Genomic DNA, 16,442 nt, shown 5'->3' with positions numbered 1-16,442 from the left:
CGGGGCCGACCACCGGCGCGCCACCGCTCTTGGCGGGAGGCTTCGGTATGCCTGCCTTGGTTGCGTGTCCGCATCCGGCCAGAAGTACGCCGACGGTCAGGACACATGATGCGATCCGAAGGCGAGATGCAGGTCTCATACTCTTTGGATGCGTTGTGATGGCAGCAGGTTCCAACATGTCGCCTACTTGGCCGGATTCGGCTTCAGGTTGAGGTCCTTCAGGATGTCAGGGACTTCGGTCCATTCGAATAGTTGGACGCGTCACTCGGATCCTCTGTTGTGGTTTCATGTCCTGCTGAGACTATGCCGCGGGCCTGGACGCTGGAGCCGTTGTCGGCATAGACCATTCCGCCGCTGTCTCCCTCGGCAACTGTCCAGTCATTGGTCGGTAGACGGGTGCCTTCAACACCACGCGTCGTGTGCTGTTTACCGTCCGAGGAGACGATCGTGTAGGTGATATCCTGGTTTTTGACCTCTATGCCGCATACGGCGCCGAAGCCCATGAAGAACGACGCGATGCCGTCCTGGCATACGTAGTCGCCGTTGTACGAGTACGCGGTGCTAGCGATAGGCTTCCAGCTCGTACTGTCGCTGATGTCGGCACTGTTGGAACTGCCCACGAGTTCTTCCGCGTCGTAGTAGTAGGAGAAGAGCGGATCAACCGTGCCGACGTACTTGTCTTTTCCGGTGTCCGGCGCGGTGTAGAACTTCCCGGTTGCAGGCGCCGGGGGGTTGTGCGTGTAGATCCGATCGCTCGGGCGGTAGCAGTGGGCAGCGGTCAGCAGAGCTTGCTTGCCATCACTGTTGCGCACGGTGGGCAGGCCGGCCGTACATCGGTTGAGGTAATTCGGGCCGTCAGCGTGGTCGGGCCCCACAAGGCTGTCCCCGCCGATGTAGGGGGCGCTGTCGCTCCATTTGATGTCACGCCAGGCTGTCGGCCTGACTGCTGCTGCTTTGACGAATCGGATCTCGACCGGGGCCGGGTCACCCGTCAGCGGCGCGAGGGGGGCGGTAGCCGCCTGATCCGGGTCCGGGGTTCCTACTTCCAGGCCGCTGCCATCCGGCTCGACGGCGACATAGCTGAGGCGGTACTGCAGTTTCTTGTTCTGTTGCTGGATACAGAGAGCACTGCGTGCCGCATGGAGTTGAGTGAGGGTGTAGCGGGCCTTGCGTACATCGATGCTGCCCGCACGTATGCGTGGGTCACGCTTCTTGGCGGCGCGTATCAAACTGGCTGCCTGTGCGGGGTCAGTGACGTAGAGGCGGACGACGCCCGCAGGGGCGTCGATGCTCAGGCTGGAGTAGATGGCCGGGTCGACGTCGACGGTGTCGGGGTGTGCCGCATACTGCGCGCACGCTCGGATGCCGTGATCATCGCCGTAACCGCGTGCGGTGAGGGGGCGGACCGGGTCGTCAGGCACCCCCTCCCGCACCTCGGGACCAGGTCCGCCGCCCGCGGAGTAACAGGCGGGGGACGACCCTTCTCGCGTCCCGACACCATCCCGCTCGGCCAGTCCGGGCGAAGGAGTCAAGCCCCGGCCGGCGGTGCGGGCGTGATCGGCTCCACCGGCCAACGCGTATACGCACCCGTCCACCGCGCTGCGTATTCACTCATGAGCGGCAGCCCGAGAGTGGCAGCCGGCGTCTTCAGTTGCTGTGCCGCTGTGTCCTCGGGGACGGCTTCGCCATCGAGGAGGAGGCGGCGGATGCCTGCGTGGTCGGGGTGGCCGAAGTGGCCGAGACGGCAGGGGTGTCGCTCGCACCGGCCGACGGAGTCGGCGACGCGGACGGGGAGGTGCTGTCGGTGGGACCGGCGGACGGCGGCGTCTGGCCGAGGGGCACCAGAACCGCGTCGGTGACCAGGCCGTCGCGATTCGCCGTCAGGGTGACGGGGTTGGAAACGTCGAGGAGCGTGCCGCAGCCAAGGTCACTGAACGTGCCGTTGGCGCGTGCGGCGAGGAAGGCGAACAGGTTCGGCGCGGTTCCCGGGTCGGGCGAGGGCGCAGCCTCGAAGATCGCCTTGTCCTTGAACACTCGCTGGATGCCGGCCGGGTCACCGAAGAGGGTCCTGCAGTAGGAGGCCCCGTCGCCGTCGCCGTCGGCACCGAGCGCGGGCATGTTCACTCCCGTCCGGTAGGCGTTGGTCTTCTCGACGCTGACACGGCCGTCGACGAGTGTCATCGGGTCGTTCTGCGGGATCAGCGCGATCGGCTCCTGCTGGTTGGCCGCAGCGGACAGTTCGTCCAGCGCCAGGGCGGACGTGGCACGGCCGTCACTGGACTGGTTGGGAGCGGTGAACGGCTTGCAGCCCAGGGCCGGGTCCATGAACTGGGTCAGCAGCAGGTTGTCGCTGCCGTTGGCCAGGTCCGTGAGGGCGTTCGCCTTCGCCGACCTGACCCTGCCGTCGTGGCGGTGGCGGCGGTCGCCGCGGTTGTCCAGTCGCTTGGTCCTCGTCAGGGCCTTCCTCCCGGCGGCGTTGTTCTGGACGATCCGGCCGCGGGCGTCGGCGAGATAGTGGGTGACCACGTTGTCGCTTCCGTCCTGGTCCACGACGGAGAAGTCCCTCGTGGTCGGGCAGGGCAGGCCGTCCTTGGCGGTCCCGAGCCCCGGGATCGTGAGCTTCTTGGCTGCGCTCAGGTCGCCCGCGGCCTTGAAGAAGGCCGGGGCGTTGCAGTACGCGAACTGACCGAAAATGGAGTTCTGTATGCCGTTGGCACACTTGCCCTGACCGAGGCCGTCGGACCGCCCGCTCGCCTTGAGGGTCAGGTTGGCGTTGTTGAAACCGAACCATATGCCGACCGTGGAACCGGCAGGCACCGAGGGACGGACAGGACGCGCGGCCGGTCTCGTCCCCTTGTCGACGACGAGCGGGTTGTAGATGGAGAGTTTGCCGTCCTTGGTGAGGATCGCGGCTTCCACGAACGCCGCCTGGTCCGGATTGGCCTCGTGACACGACCCCTGCGCCGGGTCCGTCGCGACGAGTTCGTAGGGTGTGGCCAGCCCATCGGCGGTGAGCGGCTGACCGGGGACCTCCAGCGCGCAGTTCGCGTTGGGCTCGCCGGCCGGTGTCGGTTGCGCGGAGGCCTCCTGGGTACCCGGGCGATGGTGACGACTGCCCGCCGCGAACACCGATCCGGCGACCACCGCGAGGATCAGCGGCCCGCCGACCAGGGCGGCCGAGACCTTTGACCGCTTCCAGCGTCTGGCGTGATCCCGCCGCGACGTGCGCGAGTACTGTGTCAGATTCTTTCGGGGCACTGAACTTGCTCCTTGCCTTGTCTGCTGTTCCCCCGTGACGGCGAAAAATGACCGCTCCTGACATACGACGCTCGTCGCGGTTCTGACCAACCAACGCAATGGGTGACGGGACCAATCACCCTGGTGGCACGACGAATCCGTCCAACCTCACACGTCGGATCACATGTCACATGACGGTAACAGTGAGACCTCCGGTCGTACACAGCGATTTGCCAGATCGCGAATCATCAGTGCAGTTGGCACAGGCGGGAGTGTCTAATCAACGGCCCTGTCTCACATTCGGTGGTGACGGAGCGTGCTGCTATCCGAGGAGGATGCGGTGGCGGAGGAGGGTGAAGCCCGCGCGTCCGTGCGTCTGGCGCGCGATCCGCTTGGTCTTGGCGTTGACACCCTCGGTGGGGCTGTTGCTGTACGGAAGCGTGAGTGCGGCGTTGACGGCGTCGCGGTCTCGTTCCAGCCCTCGTGTGAAGGCGTGCAGGTGGGGCAGGGCGGCCCCGCCGACCTGGGTGGCCCAGCGGGTGAGCGCGTCGGCATTGTCGGCGTGAGGCGTAAGGAGTGGGGCGAAGTCCCGGGTACCTGCGGCCAGTTGGGTCATCTCGGGGCAGGCGGCGGTGAGCTTGGTCAGGAGCTCGTGTTGCTCGGTCTTGAGGTTGTCGGGCCTGGCCAGCAGCATCCGGGCGAGCCCGCGCGGGGAGATGTGGCTGCGGTCGGCGTCCGCGCGGCCCTGGTTGATGTACTTGTGCAGGAGATTCAGGCAGCCCGTGAAGCCGAGGGCCTTGATCTCTTCGAAGAGGTGCTTGACGGGGACGGCGGGGTCCTCGGCCCGGCGATTACGCAGGTGCTCGCGGTAGGGATCGACCAGGCCGGCCCGGTACTTGGGGACGCGGGGCATCCGCTCGGGACGGTCGGCCCGCGCGTAGCGTTTGACGGTGTTCAGGGCCAGTTGCAGGCGGCGTGCGCATTCGAGCGGGCCCACGCCCTGGTCGAGCAGGCCGTGGACCTGGTGCCAGCGTTCGAGGGTGGTCTGGGCGCGGGGCCTGTCGTAGATGGGCGCGTCCAGCACGGCAGCCCAGCAGGTGCTGTGCGCTCTGACCTCGCTCAGGGCTGCTTCGCACAGGTTGTGCCACACATGCCAGCGATCAGCGACCTGGACCGCGTCGGGCAGAGCGCGGCGGATGGCCTCGGCACAGGTGGCGGAGCCGTCCCGGCACACGACCTCGACGCCCGGACGCTCGCGCAGCCACGTCTCCAGCATGTCGGCCGTGCGGTCGGGCAGCACGTCGATCCGCTCATGGGTCTCGGCGTTGATGATCACGGTGGCGTAGCGGTGCCGCCGGCGCAGAGCGAAGTCGTCCACGCCGATCACACGGGGCACCCGCCCGACGGGCAGCGGGACCCGCAGCAGTGTGCGCAGGGCCGTGCGACGCGGCAGGCCCACCGCGAGCATCGCCGGCAGACGCGTCCCGGCCCGGCCCGCCAACTCCTTGACCACGGCCTTGACCTGCCTGGTCAGACGGGTCGTGCGGCGCTGATACCGCTCCAGCACCCCGGGCACCTGCTCGCGGAAGGTGCGGCAGCAGCCGCACGTGGGACACACCAGACGCCGCACCCGCACACGGACCACCACCCGACGCTCATCGACCGGCACGTCGAGCGGGTCAGTGCCGAGGAGCTGCGGGCTCTGGCCGCGTAGCCCGGAATCCCGGGTGCTTGCAGGAGGGGAGGGACTGCGGGCTCTCCGCCCCGCGGTTCAGTCCTCCGTGGGGTGGACGACCTGGACCCCGCGTGCCTGCATCGCCTCGACCACCGGGTTGTCTGGCGCCGCATCCGTGACGACCAGTGTGATCTCCTCCAGCGGGCAGATCCGTCCGAGCGCCGTGCGGCCGAGCTTGTCGGCCGTGGCCACCAGGATGACCCGCTGGGCCGCTTCGAGAGCTGCCCGTTTCACGCGGACGTCGTCGAGGTTGTAAGCGGTGGCCCCACGGAGCGGGTCCACACCGCAACAGCCCAGTACAAAGGTGTCGAAGCACAGATCCTTGAACGTCATGGCGGGCGTGTCGCCGTAGAAGGAGAGCTCCCCCGAACGGATCTGGCCACCGGGCAGCAGCAGCTGGATGCCAGGGTATGCGGAGAGGGCGAAGGTCGCGTGCAGCGACAGAGGGGTGACCGTGAACTGCCGGTCCTCCATGGCCTTCGCCACGGCCACGAGGGTGGTGCCGGTGTCCAGGGCGATCGTTTCCCCGTCCGTCAGCAGGGACAGCACCGTGCGCGCGAGCCGCTCCTTCGTCTCTGCGCCCGACATCGCGCGGATGGCATACGGCGGCTCGACGCCGCCAGGCATGTTGCTCACTGCGCCGCCGCGCACTCTGCGCAGGGCACTGCGGGACTCCAGTACTTCCAGATCCCGGCGGATCGTCATCTCCGAGGCCCCTGTCGCGCGAGCGAGGTCGGCGACGGTCGCGCGGTTCTCGCGCATGAGCAGCTCAATCACGAAGTTGTGTCTCTCCATCACGTTCACGTCAGTGATGGTATCGGCGAACCACGCGGGATGGCGACAGATGAGCATCCACTCTGTTTGAATGAACGTGAGATGTGAGAGAGTTGGTATGTTGATCTCATGTGAACTGCACTTTTCTGGTGGGTCGGATGTGCGTTCACCAGTCGTCCCTTGAGGAGTTCGATGTCGACAGCCCGAAGAGCCGATCCGTCCCGGGCCTCACAACCACTGCTCACGACCGTGGCGATCGTCGCCTCTTGTGTGGCATTCGTGGTGATCGGAGCCCTCCAGGCCCTGTACGGGCCCGCGATCCCGGCGCTGCGCAAGGACTTTGGCATCAGCCCGGCCGTGGCCGGACTCAGCCTGAGCGCACACTTCGCCGCCGCGGTGGTCGGCGTGCTCGGCTACCACCTGCTGCGCGAACGACTGGGCCACCGGGTCCTGCTCGGCGCCTCCTACCTGCTCATGGCACTGGGGGCAGTGGTCTTCGCCACCGCGCCCAACTGGCCCCTGGCCCTGGTCGGTACCTTCGTCATCGGCCTCGGCTTCGGCGGTGTCGACTACGGCCTCAACCAGTTGTTCGCCGTCGCCTTCGGCCGTCGCAGCACCGCGATGCTCAACCTGCTCAACGGGCACTTCGGCGTGGGCGCGATCGCGGGGCCCGCTCTGGTGGGATGGCTCGGCGCCGGGCACTACCCGGGCATCTTCCTCGGCGTCGCCGTCGTCTGCGTACTCATCCTGTTCACACTCGGCGGTGTGGCCTCCCGGGAACCCGAGCCCGTCGTCGAGGTCGCGTCCGGCGCTGGTGCGCGCGTCGCGCCGATCATCGCCGCGTTCATCGGCGTCTACGTGCTGCACGTGGCCATCGAGACCGGAGTCGGCGGATGGGAGCCCACGCATCTGGAGACCGTGGGCTTCGCCGCCGCGACAGCGGCCACCGCCACGTCGGCGTACTGGGCCGCGATGACCATCGGCCGCTTCGTCGTGGTCCCGCTCTGTCTGCGCTACTCGGCGCCCGCGATCCTCACCGTGTGCTGCGCGGGCATGGCCGGATTCCTGCTGCTCGCGACGCTTCCCTCGGCGGCGCCCTACGCCTACTTCGGGGTGGGTCTCGCCATCGCGCCGATCTTCCCCACCTGTCTGCCCTGGCTGAACCGGGCGGTGCCCAGCGTCGCCGCGGCCGGCGCCTATGTGATGGCCGCATCGATGATCGGCGGTGTCGCCTTCCCCCCGTTGCTCGGTGTCGTCATCGACGGTCTGGACGTCAAGGCACTTCCGGTCGTCCTGTTCGCCCTGGCCGGCGTCTGCCTGCTGCTCAGCTTCTGGCTGCGCGGCAACGCCCCCGATCCCGACGGGCCGACCGCATCGAACCCCGGCTCCGCCGGGACCACCAGACCTTCGGAGGTGCAGGCATGAAGGCCGTCCTGTTCGACATGTTCGGCGTCCTGGCTCGCGTCCAGTCACCGGCATCACAAACTGTGATTGAACGAACAGCTGGTGTGAGCGGAGAGGGATTCTGGGACGCCTACTGGGGGCTGCGCCCCCCGTACGACCGTGGTGACGTCATGGGCCCCGCCTACTGGAAGAACGTGGGCGAACGGCTCGGCACGCCGTTCACCGGCGGTCAGGTCGACGACCTGATCGCAGCAGACCTGGCCAGCTGGAGCGAGATCGACCAGGAGAGCGTGGACTTCCTGGCCGAGCTGGCCCGCCGGGGCGTGCGGCTCGGACTTCTCTCCAACATCCCGGAGGAGCTCGCCGTCCACTACGAGGCCACCCAGGAGTGGCTCGGCCACTTCAGCGTGGTCGGACTGTCCTGCCGGATCGGCAGCGCCAAACCGGAACCGGCCGCCTACGAGTGGTGCAGGCGCGAACTGGGGCTGTCCGCCGAGGAGATCCTCTTCGTGGACGACCGTTCCGACAACGTTCTCGCGGCCTGCGAGGTCGGCATGCGCGGCCATGTCTTCACGGGCGTCGGTGCCCTCGCCGCAGCGCTGGGGGAGGGGATCACGGGGTGACGTCGACGCCTCTTCTCCTGGCGTTGTGCGGCACGGGAGAAGGGGGAGCCTGGCCGTGGCCGGCCCGGATCGAAGCCGGACGCGCGATCGTCGGGGCGGCGCTGTACGAACTCGCGCTCGCCCGGCGGCTGGAGCTGCTGGACGACCGTGTTGTGCCGTGCGGCGTCGACACGACGGATGACCTGGTCCAGGACGAGGTGCTTCGCTGCGTCTGCGCGGCTGGCCGGCCGCGGCCGCCCTGGGAATGGGTGGAGACGCTTGGCTCCGGCGCACTGAGGCGCGTCGAGGAGGAATGTGCCGGAGCCGCCTTGCTCGGCACGCTCGGTACGCGTGTGAGCGAGGCGAGGGCGCGAGTGCGTCGCGCCGCCGAAGGGGCCGACGTCTCGGACGCCTCGGCCCTGGCGGTCGCCGTGCTGCTGGTCGCCGCCCGCCAGGGACATCTGGTGCGGCCGACGGCCCTGCCCGCGGACCGGGCGCGCCACGCGGCACAGGCGCTCGCGCTGTTGGCACGCGGCGTGCCGCATGCTGGCCGGGCACTGGGCAATGCCTCGGCCGCGGTACGGCGCTCGATCGAGATTTCTGCTGCCGCTCTGGCCTTCCCTGGATAGTAGTTGCTTGCGAATTTCCGCCCGCACTTGCCAGCGAGGCATCCGATATGATCTTGTTGCTGCGGGGGCGTTGAGTGAGTTCAGAGCACACCGCAATTCCACTCCGCCCCGTCTCCCCTGCACCGTACTCCGCACTGGCGCGGACGTGTTCAGTGGCCGGATTTAATCCACACAACTCATTGGCAATAGAGAATCGAGCGGGCGTGTACTTCATGTCTGTCTCAGGGGGAAGTAATGGACACCAAGACAGTTACCGATCACCTTTATTATCCCGTCAGCGCACAAAAGATGGACCGGGGTGAAGGCGTCTATCTGTACGACTCTGGCGGAAACCGATACCTGGACTGTGCGTCGGCGACGTTCAACCTCAGCCTGGGGTACTCCCACCCGGCCGTGATCGCGGCGATGAAGGACCAGCTCGACAGGGTGGTTCATCTCACGTCCTCGTACCAGAGTGATCCGATCAATGGGCTCGTGCAGCGGCTCGTGGAGACCTCGCCGGCCAATCTGACCCGCGTCCACCCCAAGGTCTCCGGCGGGTCGTCCGCCAACGAGGGCGCCGTCAAGATGGCGCAGCACGCCACCGGGAAGACCGAGGTCATCACGCTGTTCCGCAGTCACGTGGGACAGACGATGATGATGGCATCGATGTCGGGAAACGCGTTCCGGCGCGAGCCCTTCCCGCTTCTCTATCCGGGCAGCATGCAGGTTCCCGACCCGTATTGCTTCCGCTGCTTCTACGGGCAGAGCAAGGAAACGTGCGGCCTGATGTGCGTCGACCGCATCGACGATTTCATCGAGTACGCGAGCAGCGGCCGTGTCGCGGCCGTAATGATCGAGCCGATTTCCGGAAACGGTGGAAACATCGTGCCGCCGGACGGCTACATGCAGAAGCTGCGGGCCTTCTGCGATGAACAGGACATCGCCCTCATCTTCGACGAGATCCAGACGGGCATCGGTCGTACCGGCCACATGTTCGCGGCCCAGCATTTCGATGTCGAGCCAGATGCCATCACCACGGCGAAGGGCCTCGGCGGTTCCGGCGCGCAGGTCGCCGCCATTCTCACCAACGAGCGTCTTTCCGGCCTTCCTGCGCATCACCACTCGTTCACCTACGGGTCGAATCTCCTGGCCGCCGCAGCCGCGAACGTTACTCTCGACATCGTCCGGCAGCCGGAATTCCTGGCGAATGTCAGGCACACCGGTGACTATATTCTTGAGCGGCTGCGCGACATGCAGCTGCGCTATCCGGCCATCGGCGACGTCCGCGGCGTCGGCCTGATGATCGGCTTCGAGATGTGCGAGCCCGACGGCAAGCCCGCGGTCAAGCTCACCAACCACCTGGCGAGCGCGGCGATGGAGCACGGGCTCATCCTGCGCACCTCGCGCTACGGCTACGGAAACGTCCTCAAGATCCGTCCTCCGCTGATCCTGACCATGACTCAGGCGGAGGAGATCTGCGACAAGTTGGAGAACCTCTTCATGGCGGAGCTGGCCCGGTGAAGAAACTGCTCAAGGGCCTCGGCGAACACGTCCGCGCCGAGCTGCTGACCTACGGCCGACAGGGCCTGGCCCGCCAGGTGCACGGCGATTCCCCGGGCGGCGATGCCCAGTTCGATGTCGACGAGGTGGCCGAGAAGGCCGTCCTGGACTACCTGCGTGCCCACGCCGAGGTGCCCGTCGCCGTCTACACCGAGGACGGCGCCTTCGTCGAACTCGCCCCCGACCCGCAGTATCTGCTCGTCGTCGACCCCATCGACGGCACCCGCCCCACCTCGGCCGGCCTCGAGATGGGCGTGGTCTCCATCGCCGCCGCCCCCTACGGCGATGGCCAGCCGACCCTCGCCGACGTCACGGCCGCCTTCCTGCTGGAGATCAAGAGCGGCGCCTGGATCTACGGTGACGACACCGAGGGCCTCTCCAGCGGCGGTCACCCCACCGCCGTACCGCGGCTTAGCCGGACCACCGATCTGGCGAAGATGTTCTGGTCCATCGAGTTCAACGGCCACCCCATGGGCCTGATGGACGCGGCCTACTCCCACCTCGTGGACCAGTCGGCCAACACCGGCGGCGTGTTCGTCTTCAACAGCGCCAGCTTCTCCATCTCCCGCGTCATCACCGGACAGCTCGACGCCTACGTCGACATCGGCAACCGGATCCTGCGCGACCACCCCGACACCGAGGCCGAGTTCCTGCGCGTCGGACGCGGATCGATCCTGCACCTGTTCCCGTACGACATCGCCGCCGCGGTCTACCTCGCCCGGCAGGCCGGTGTCGTGATCACCGACGCCTACGGCGACGACCTGGGCTCGACCTCGCTGGTCGACCTCGGACCGCTGAATCAGAAGTCGTGCATCGCCGCGGCGACGCCCGAACTGCACAAGCAACTGATCGACTCCATCCGCTGGGAACTGGGCCGTGACACCGCGTCGGCCGCCAAGGGGGACGCATGAAGGCACTCACGCTGACCGGGGACCGTTCCCTGGAACTGGTCGACCGGCCCAAGCCGGAGCCTCGCGAGGCCACCGATGTCGTCATCCGCATCGTCCAGAGCGGAATCTGCGGTACCGACCGCAGCGTGCTCGTGGGCAAGTTCCCGGCCGAGCCGGGTGTGGTGATGGGACACGAGGCCGTCGGCATCGTCGAGGCCACGGGCCCCGGCGTGACCCGTTTCGCACCCGGTGACCGGATTATCGTCAACCCCACCCTGTACTGCGGCAGTTGCGTCACCTGCCTGGAAGGGCACTGGAACTTCTGCGGCAACAAGGCCGGAACCGAGGTGGGGCTGGACTACGACGGCTCCTTCGCCGAGTTCATGCGCCTGCCCGAGCTGTTCTGCCACGCGATACCCGACGGGATGAGCTTCGACCGGGCCGTCGTGGTCGAACCACTAGCCTGCGCCCTGAACAACATCGAGGCCGGCCGGCTGCAGCCCGGCGAGACCGCGGTGATCGTCGGCGGCGGTCCGATGGGCGCCGTCACCGCCATGGCCGCCGCCCGCTACGGCGCCCGGGTTCTGGTCGTCGAGCCCGACACGGTGCGTCAGTCGCTGGACCGCGAGATCTTCGCCGCCTCCGAGTTCGAGGGCCGGATCACCGTCCACGCCCCGGACGACGCCGAACTCACCCACCGTGGTCACCTGGTCGTCGACTCCGTCGGCAACCTCCTGGAGCAGAGCCTCGGTTACGCCGCCCAGCGGGGACGGGTCGTCGTCATGGGCTTCAACAGCAACGCCACCGCGACCGTGCGTCCGCTGCAGATCCTCCAGCGCGGACTGCAGATCATCGGCGCCGGCGACTACAACAGCATGATCTTCCCCAAGGCCGTCGAGCTGGCCCGTTCGATCCCGCTGGAGCGGCTGATCACGCACCGCTTCCCGCTGGAGGACCACGCGGAGGCCTTCAAGGCCCTCGCCGCGGTGCCGGGCGCCGACTACGCCGCGCTCAAGGTCGTCCTCATACCGGACCAGGACGGGAGCGCTCTGTGAGTGCCAGGCTGAATGCGGCCCTACTGCCCGGCACGGACCGCCCCGTCGTCATCGGCGAGTACCCCTACTACCGGGCCGATCCGTCCAACTGGGCGGGGAACCTACGGGAGTTGCACGCCCTCGGCGTCGACGTCGTCTCGTTCTACCTGCCCTGGCGGCTCCACGAGACCGGCGAGGGCGAGCAGCGCGCGTTCGACTTCCACGGCAAGACCGACCCGCAGCGCGACGTCGTACGGCTGATCGGCCTCGCAGCCGAGGCGGGCCTGGCCGTCCTGGTCAAGCCCGGCCCCTTCATCCACGCGGAAGTACAGCTCGGCGGGCTACCCGACCGGATGTGCGGCTCCGGCCACACGCCCTACCGGGGGCTGACCGGCGACCTGCTCACCTCCCAGGCCAAGCCGTTGCCCAGCCTCCTCGACCCGGCCGTCAAGGACGAAGTCGCCACCTGGCTGCGGGCCGTGGCCGACGAGGTCGTGTCCCCCACGGCCGCCCCCCGGGGCCCCGTCGTCGCGCTCCAGCTCGGCAACGAGGGCATGTCCGGTGACGTGCACATCGCCATCGACGCCCAGGACGCCTCCCCGGCGGCCCGCGAGGAGTTCGCCCGCTGGCTGTCCGCCCGCGGACTGACCGACGAGGCGGCGCGCGCCGGCGACGAACTCGCCGACTGGCCCAGCGCACTGCGGCTGCTGTGGTCGCGCTGGTCCGGCGAGGCCATCGCCGGGCTGTGGGACTGGATCTCCGACCTGTTCCCGGCCGGCCCCGCCCGCGTGGCCAATGTGCCCCTGGCCCGCGCCATCGGACCGGACGCCACCATCGACGCCTGGGCCGCCCGGCACCGTGCCCTCAAGGGATCCAGGTACTTGATCGGGCACACCGAGTGGGTGGGCAACCCGGCGCAGAGCCCGGAGGCCTTCGCCACGCATCTCGGCGAGATCCTGCTGGGCGACACCGATGTGCTCGAAGCCAACTGGGGCTTCACCTGGGACGACGAATCTTTCGCCGGCCCGCGCACGCCCCTGTTCAACGCCCTGCTGGCCCTGACGCTCGGATCCACCACAGTCAGCGTCTACACCGCCTGCGCGGCGGGCACCTGGGGCGAGCTGATCGACATGGACCCGGACGGGCTGCGCGCCGAAGGCGTCGACCCCGCCCTCCACGCGCCGCCGTACTGCCCCGGCGCGCCCCTCACGGAGGCCGGTGACCACAACCCCACCGCCGAGAGTCTCAAGCTGCTCGCCCGCTTCCTCGACCAGCACGGCGCTGCCCTGGCTGGCAGCCGGCTCGACCGCGACGCTGATCTGCTCGTCGACCGTGCCCTGGCGGAGGCGGGCGCGTGGCAGCGGGAGGGGAAGACCGTCCTCCAGGAACTGACCGAGGCTGTCCACGAGCAGCTGCGGGACACCCACCGTCTGGTCGGCCTGCGCTGGCTCGACGAGGCCCCGCACCGCACCGCCCAGGACGCCGCCGGAGCCCTAGGTGTGCTGCGTGCGGGCCACCCCGGCGCGAGTACCGCACCCGTCGAACTCACCGTCGCCGCGGGTGTTCCCGCGCACGGCGCCGTGGCCGAGTTCGTCGCCGGGCTGGCCACGGACGCCCGCCGCTGGACGTCCGCCCATCGGCGTGCCGTCGCCCTCACCCGGACAGGCCCCGACGGCACCCGCTTCATCGGCGCCTTCAACCCCACCGGCACGGACGACCGGGTCTCCGGTACCGACGGCGACTGGGCCGTCGAACTGCCCGCGGGGACCGCGGCGCTGGCCGTCTCCCGGGAAGGCAAGCTCCTGGGCTGGCTGGCGACGCCCACGCCGTCCTCCGCCGTCACCCTGACCTGGGGCGGTGAACAGGCCGACGCCCTGCGCGTGACGGCCTCCTGAGAACGCGGGCGGCGGGAGAGCGAACCTGACCTCGCTCTCCCGCCGCCCGTCCGCGGACCGACGAACACCCCGAACCAGCTTCGAGCCCAGGTGTCGCCTTGTTCCAGAACCACGTCCAGAACCATGACGTCGCATCCGCCACGGCCACCACCGTGTTCCGCCCCGCGGGTCGCGACACCCTCACCGCTCTGCGCGACCTCATCGAACAGGAGCATCCGATCTTCGCGATGCCCTCCTGGTTCGTGACCGCCGACTCCGCCCACGCCGGCCACCTGATCAGCGAGTTCCTGCGGGAGCTCGGCGGGTCCGGGACCCCTGCGGCCTACCGCTGCTTCTTCGCCAATTCGCGGTACGAAGCCCTCCACGGAGCGGTCAAGCTGCTGCGTCACCGCGCGGCCGATTCCGCGGCCCGGCACCATGGACGCGTTCTCGTCCTCGATCCCGATGGCACCCTCACCCGCCGCGCCGACCCGCTCGGCGACGGCCCCGACCGGGCGCTCGCCCCCGGACTCCACAGCCACCCCACCCTTGCCGCCCTTCGCACGGCCGCCGCTGGCGCCGACCACTGCGGCCTGGTGCTGCTTGGTACGGAGCGACTCGGCGCGGACGACCTGGCCGATCTGGCCGCGCTCGTCCGCTGCGTCCGGGCCCGCGGAACCCGCATCGCCGTGGACCTGCCCGACGTCGACCCGCTGGCCCCGCCGTCCCGCACCGTCCGCGCCCTGCGACCTGACCTCTTCGTCCTCGGCGAGTCGCTCACTGGCTACGAGGTGCCCTTCGGCGCCTTCGCGGGCAGCCCCGACCTGTTCGCGCCCTGGTCCACCCCCTCGACCGGATTCCTGCATTCCAACACCTATGGCGGCAACTCCGTCGCCATGCGCGCGGTCAAGGACCGGTTGCTGGGACGCTGGGACGAACGGCACGCCGTGCACCGTGTCCTGGCCGTCACCGCCCGCGACTGGCAGCGCACCCTCGACCTGTACGCCCGGCACGTCAACCCGATGACCGTCCGGATGCACCGCAAGCTGCGGGGCGCCCTCCACGTCGTACGCGCCAAGGGCTCCCGGCTCACCGTCCAGCTGGACTCGGGCCGCCGCCTCGACCTCGTCGACGGGCTGTGCGGTGCGGGTCTCGGCGTGGCCGGGCACAACCCCGTCGACGCCCTCACCGATGTCATCCGCACACACGACACGGAGCGCGACTATGTCGCCGAACTCCAGCGCGTCCTCGCCCGGGACACCGGGCTGCCCCACACCTACCCCGCCGTCAGCGGCGCCTCTGCGGTGGAGAGCGCGTTCATCCTGGCCCGGCTGGCCCGCCCCGAGCGGCGCCGGATCGTGGTCTTCAAGCACAACTACGGCGGCAAGACCCTGGTGTCCCTGCTGGCCACCGCCGCCGAGCGCACCCGTGCCCCGTTCGGGCCGCTCTACGAGGACATCCGCTACATCGACCCGTACACCCCGCACGCCGCCGAGGAGTTCCGCAAGGAGGCGGCGACCGGAGAGGTCGGCCTGGTCTGGATCGAACTCGTCCACGGCAGCTCCGACTCCTACGCGCCCATTCCCTCCGCGCTGCTCGACACCGTCTCCGAGGGCCGCGAGCCGCACGGGTACCTGGTCGGCGTCGACGAGGTCCTCACCTCGTACTACCGCTGCGGCACCCGGTTCGCGCACCAGGGCAGGCTGCCCGAGATCGACCTGATGAGCCTGTCGAAGGCGCTCAGCTACGGCTGCTTCCCCACCGGGGCCGCCCTGGTCTCCGACGCCGTCCACGAAGCAGCCCGCCGCACCAACCCGCAACTGGTCGAGGAGCTGCGCACCCAGCACGCCCACCAGCTCGGCGCCCACTTCTCCCTGCAAGCCGTCGCCCAGCTCGACGCACTGCACCTGGACCGGCGAGTGGCGGCCCTGTCCGCCGTGGTGGACGAGGGGATCGCCGCGATGGACACCGGCCCCGCCGGTGTCGTCGGGCGCCGCTTCGCCGAGGGCCTGCTGGGCCGCTTCGAACCCCGCGTGCCCGGACCGCTGCGCCGCGTCGTCGACCCCGAGGGCGAGTGGATGACCTTCGCCCTGATCATCTGGTGGATCACCCGGGCCAGAGCCTTCGTCGTCTACGACGTCTTCCTGCTGCCGCTCGTCGCCACCGAGGACGAGATCCGCCAGGTGATGCGCGGGGCCCGGGAACTCTCGCGCACCTCCCCGTGCCGGCTCCTAGCCCAGGTGGGCCTCTTCCGTCTGGGCGAGCGGGCACGCGCCGTCGCGCGCACCCTGACCACCACTAGGAGCACCGTATGAGCCGGCAGAACGTCGACGTCGTCCGCCGCTTCTTCCAGCTCTTCGACGAAGCACGACTGACGGACATCGAGGCCCTCCTCACCGATGACTTCGAGTGGGTCTACCACGGTCCGAAGTCCCTGCCCTGGGCGGGCACGTACCGGGGCGTCGAGGGCTTCCGGCAGTTCTTCACCATCGTCCGCGATCTGATCCAGGTGCAGGAGTGCGTGGCGTACGACTACCTGGACGCGGGCGACCGGGTCGTCGTCCTCGGCGTCAGCCGCACGCGGGTGCTCACCAACGACCGCCGCTACGAAGCCCAGTGGATGAACGTCTTCACCGTGCGCGACGGTCTGATCTCCCGCTACCTCGACCTCTACGACACCGCCAGCGTGGTCGAGGCCCTCGGCCAGGAGCACTGAACCAG

General features: G+C 68.8%; 12 protein-coding genes and 1 pseudogene. 9 read left to right on the top strand and 4 right to left on the bottom strand.

The features are described 5' to 3' along the window. Positions 1-218: 218 nt before the first annotated feature. From VT52_RS38045 to VT52_RS21285, 4 genes and pseudogenes are all read right to left on the bottom strand, one after another. A complete protein-coding gene (locus tag VT52_RS38045; RefSeq protein ID WP_167377720.1) occupies positions 219-1,421 on the bottom strand; it encodes a trypsin-like serine protease in 1,203 nt (400 codons plus the stop codon). A 226-nt stretch (positions 1,422-1,647) separates the two neighbouring features. Beyond that, entirely contained in the window at positions 1,648-3,258 is a 1,611-nt protein-coding gene (locus tag VT52_RS21295) for a hypothetical protein (RefSeq protein ID WP_071387504.1), read from the bottom strand. Positions 3,259-3,559: 301 nt separating this feature from the next. After that, positions 3,560-4,909 (bottom strand): annotated as a pseudogene (locus tag VT52_RS21290) (ISL3 family transposase); the annotation flags it as partial. 99 nt (positions 4,910-5,008) lie between these two features. Next, complete coding sequence (locus VT52_RS21285) at positions 5,009-5,767, bottom strand: DeoR/GlpR family DNA-binding transcription regulator (RefSeq protein ID WP_071387525.1); 759 nt, start codon at positions 5,765-5,767, stop codon at positions 5,009-5,011. Positions 5,768-6,016: 249 nt separating this feature from the next. On the opposite strand from VT52_RS21285, the gene VT52_RS21280 reads away from it, so the two are divergent. The 9 genes from VT52_RS21280 (at position 6,017) to VT52_RS21240 (ending at position 16,437) form a co-directional block, all read left to right on the top strand. Then, complete coding sequence (locus VT52_RS21280; protein ID WP_338059195.1) at positions 6,017-7,171, top strand: MFS transporter; 1,155 nt, start codon at positions 6,017-6,019, stop codon at positions 7,169-7,171. Further along, a complete protein-coding gene (locus VT52_RS21275; RefSeq protein WP_071387501.1) occupies positions 7,168-7,773 on the top strand; it encodes an HAD family hydrolase in 606 nt (201 codons plus the stop codon). Before VT52_RS21280 ends, VT52_RS21275 begins: the two co-directional genes overlap by 4 nt. Beyond that, positions 7,770-8,381: a GPP34 family phosphoprotein gene (locus VT52_RS21270; RefSeq protein ID WP_071387500.1), complete on the top strand. Its 612-nt coding sequence runs from the start codon at positions 7,770-7,772 to the stop codon at positions 8,379-8,381. Before VT52_RS21275 ends, VT52_RS21270 begins: the two co-directional genes overlap by 4 nt. A 234-nt stretch (positions 8,382-8,615) precedes the next feature. Further along, positions 8,616-9,884, top strand: a complete 1,269-nt coding sequence (locus VT52_RS21265) for an aspartate aminotransferase family protein (protein ID WP_071387499.1) — start codon at positions 8,616-8,618, stop codon at positions 9,882-9,884. Further along, positions 9,881-10,834: an inositol monophosphatase family protein gene (locus VT52_RS21260; protein WP_071387498.1), complete on the top strand. Its 954-nt coding sequence runs from the start codon at positions 9,881-9,883 to the stop codon at positions 10,832-10,834. Before VT52_RS21265 ends, VT52_RS21260 begins: the two co-directional genes overlap by 4 nt. Further along, positions 10,831-11,868, top strand: coding sequence for a zinc-dependent alcohol dehydrogenase (locus tag VT52_RS21255; protein WP_071387497.1), 1,038 nt, complete (start codon positions 10,831-10,833; stop codon positions 11,866-11,868). The genes VT52_RS21260 and VT52_RS21255 overlap by 4 nt, the downstream gene beginning before the upstream one ends. Then, entirely contained in the window at positions 11,865-13,742 is a 1,878-nt protein-coding gene (locus VT52_RS21250; protein WP_071387496.1) for a beta-galactosidase, read from the top strand. Before VT52_RS21255 ends, VT52_RS21250 begins: the two co-directional genes overlap by 4 nt. A gap of 98 nt (positions 13,743-13,840) precedes the next feature. Further along, the gene (locus tag VT52_RS21245) at positions 13,841-16,036 is read left to right on the top strand and encodes an aminotransferase class III-fold pyridoxal phosphate-dependent enzyme (protein WP_071387495.1); all 2,196 of its coding nucleotides are present in this window, start codon (positions 13,841-13,843) and stop codon (positions 16,034-16,036) included. Next, complete coding sequence (locus tag VT52_RS21240; RefSeq protein WP_071387494.1) at positions 16,033-16,437, top strand: nuclear transport factor 2 family protein; 405 nt, start codon at positions 16,033-16,035, stop codon at positions 16,435-16,437. Before VT52_RS21245 ends, VT52_RS21240 begins: the two co-directional genes overlap by 4 nt. Positions 16,438-16,442 lie beyond the last annotated feature (5 nt).

Source organism: Streptomyces malaysiense, from assembly GCF_000980885.2.
Lineage (GTDB): Bacteria > Actinomycetota > Actinomycetes > Streptomycetales > Streptomycetaceae > Streptomyces > Streptomyces malaysiense.
Note: the sequence above shows the minus strand (reverse complement) of the source record. Positions and strands in the feature narration are given on the sequence as shown.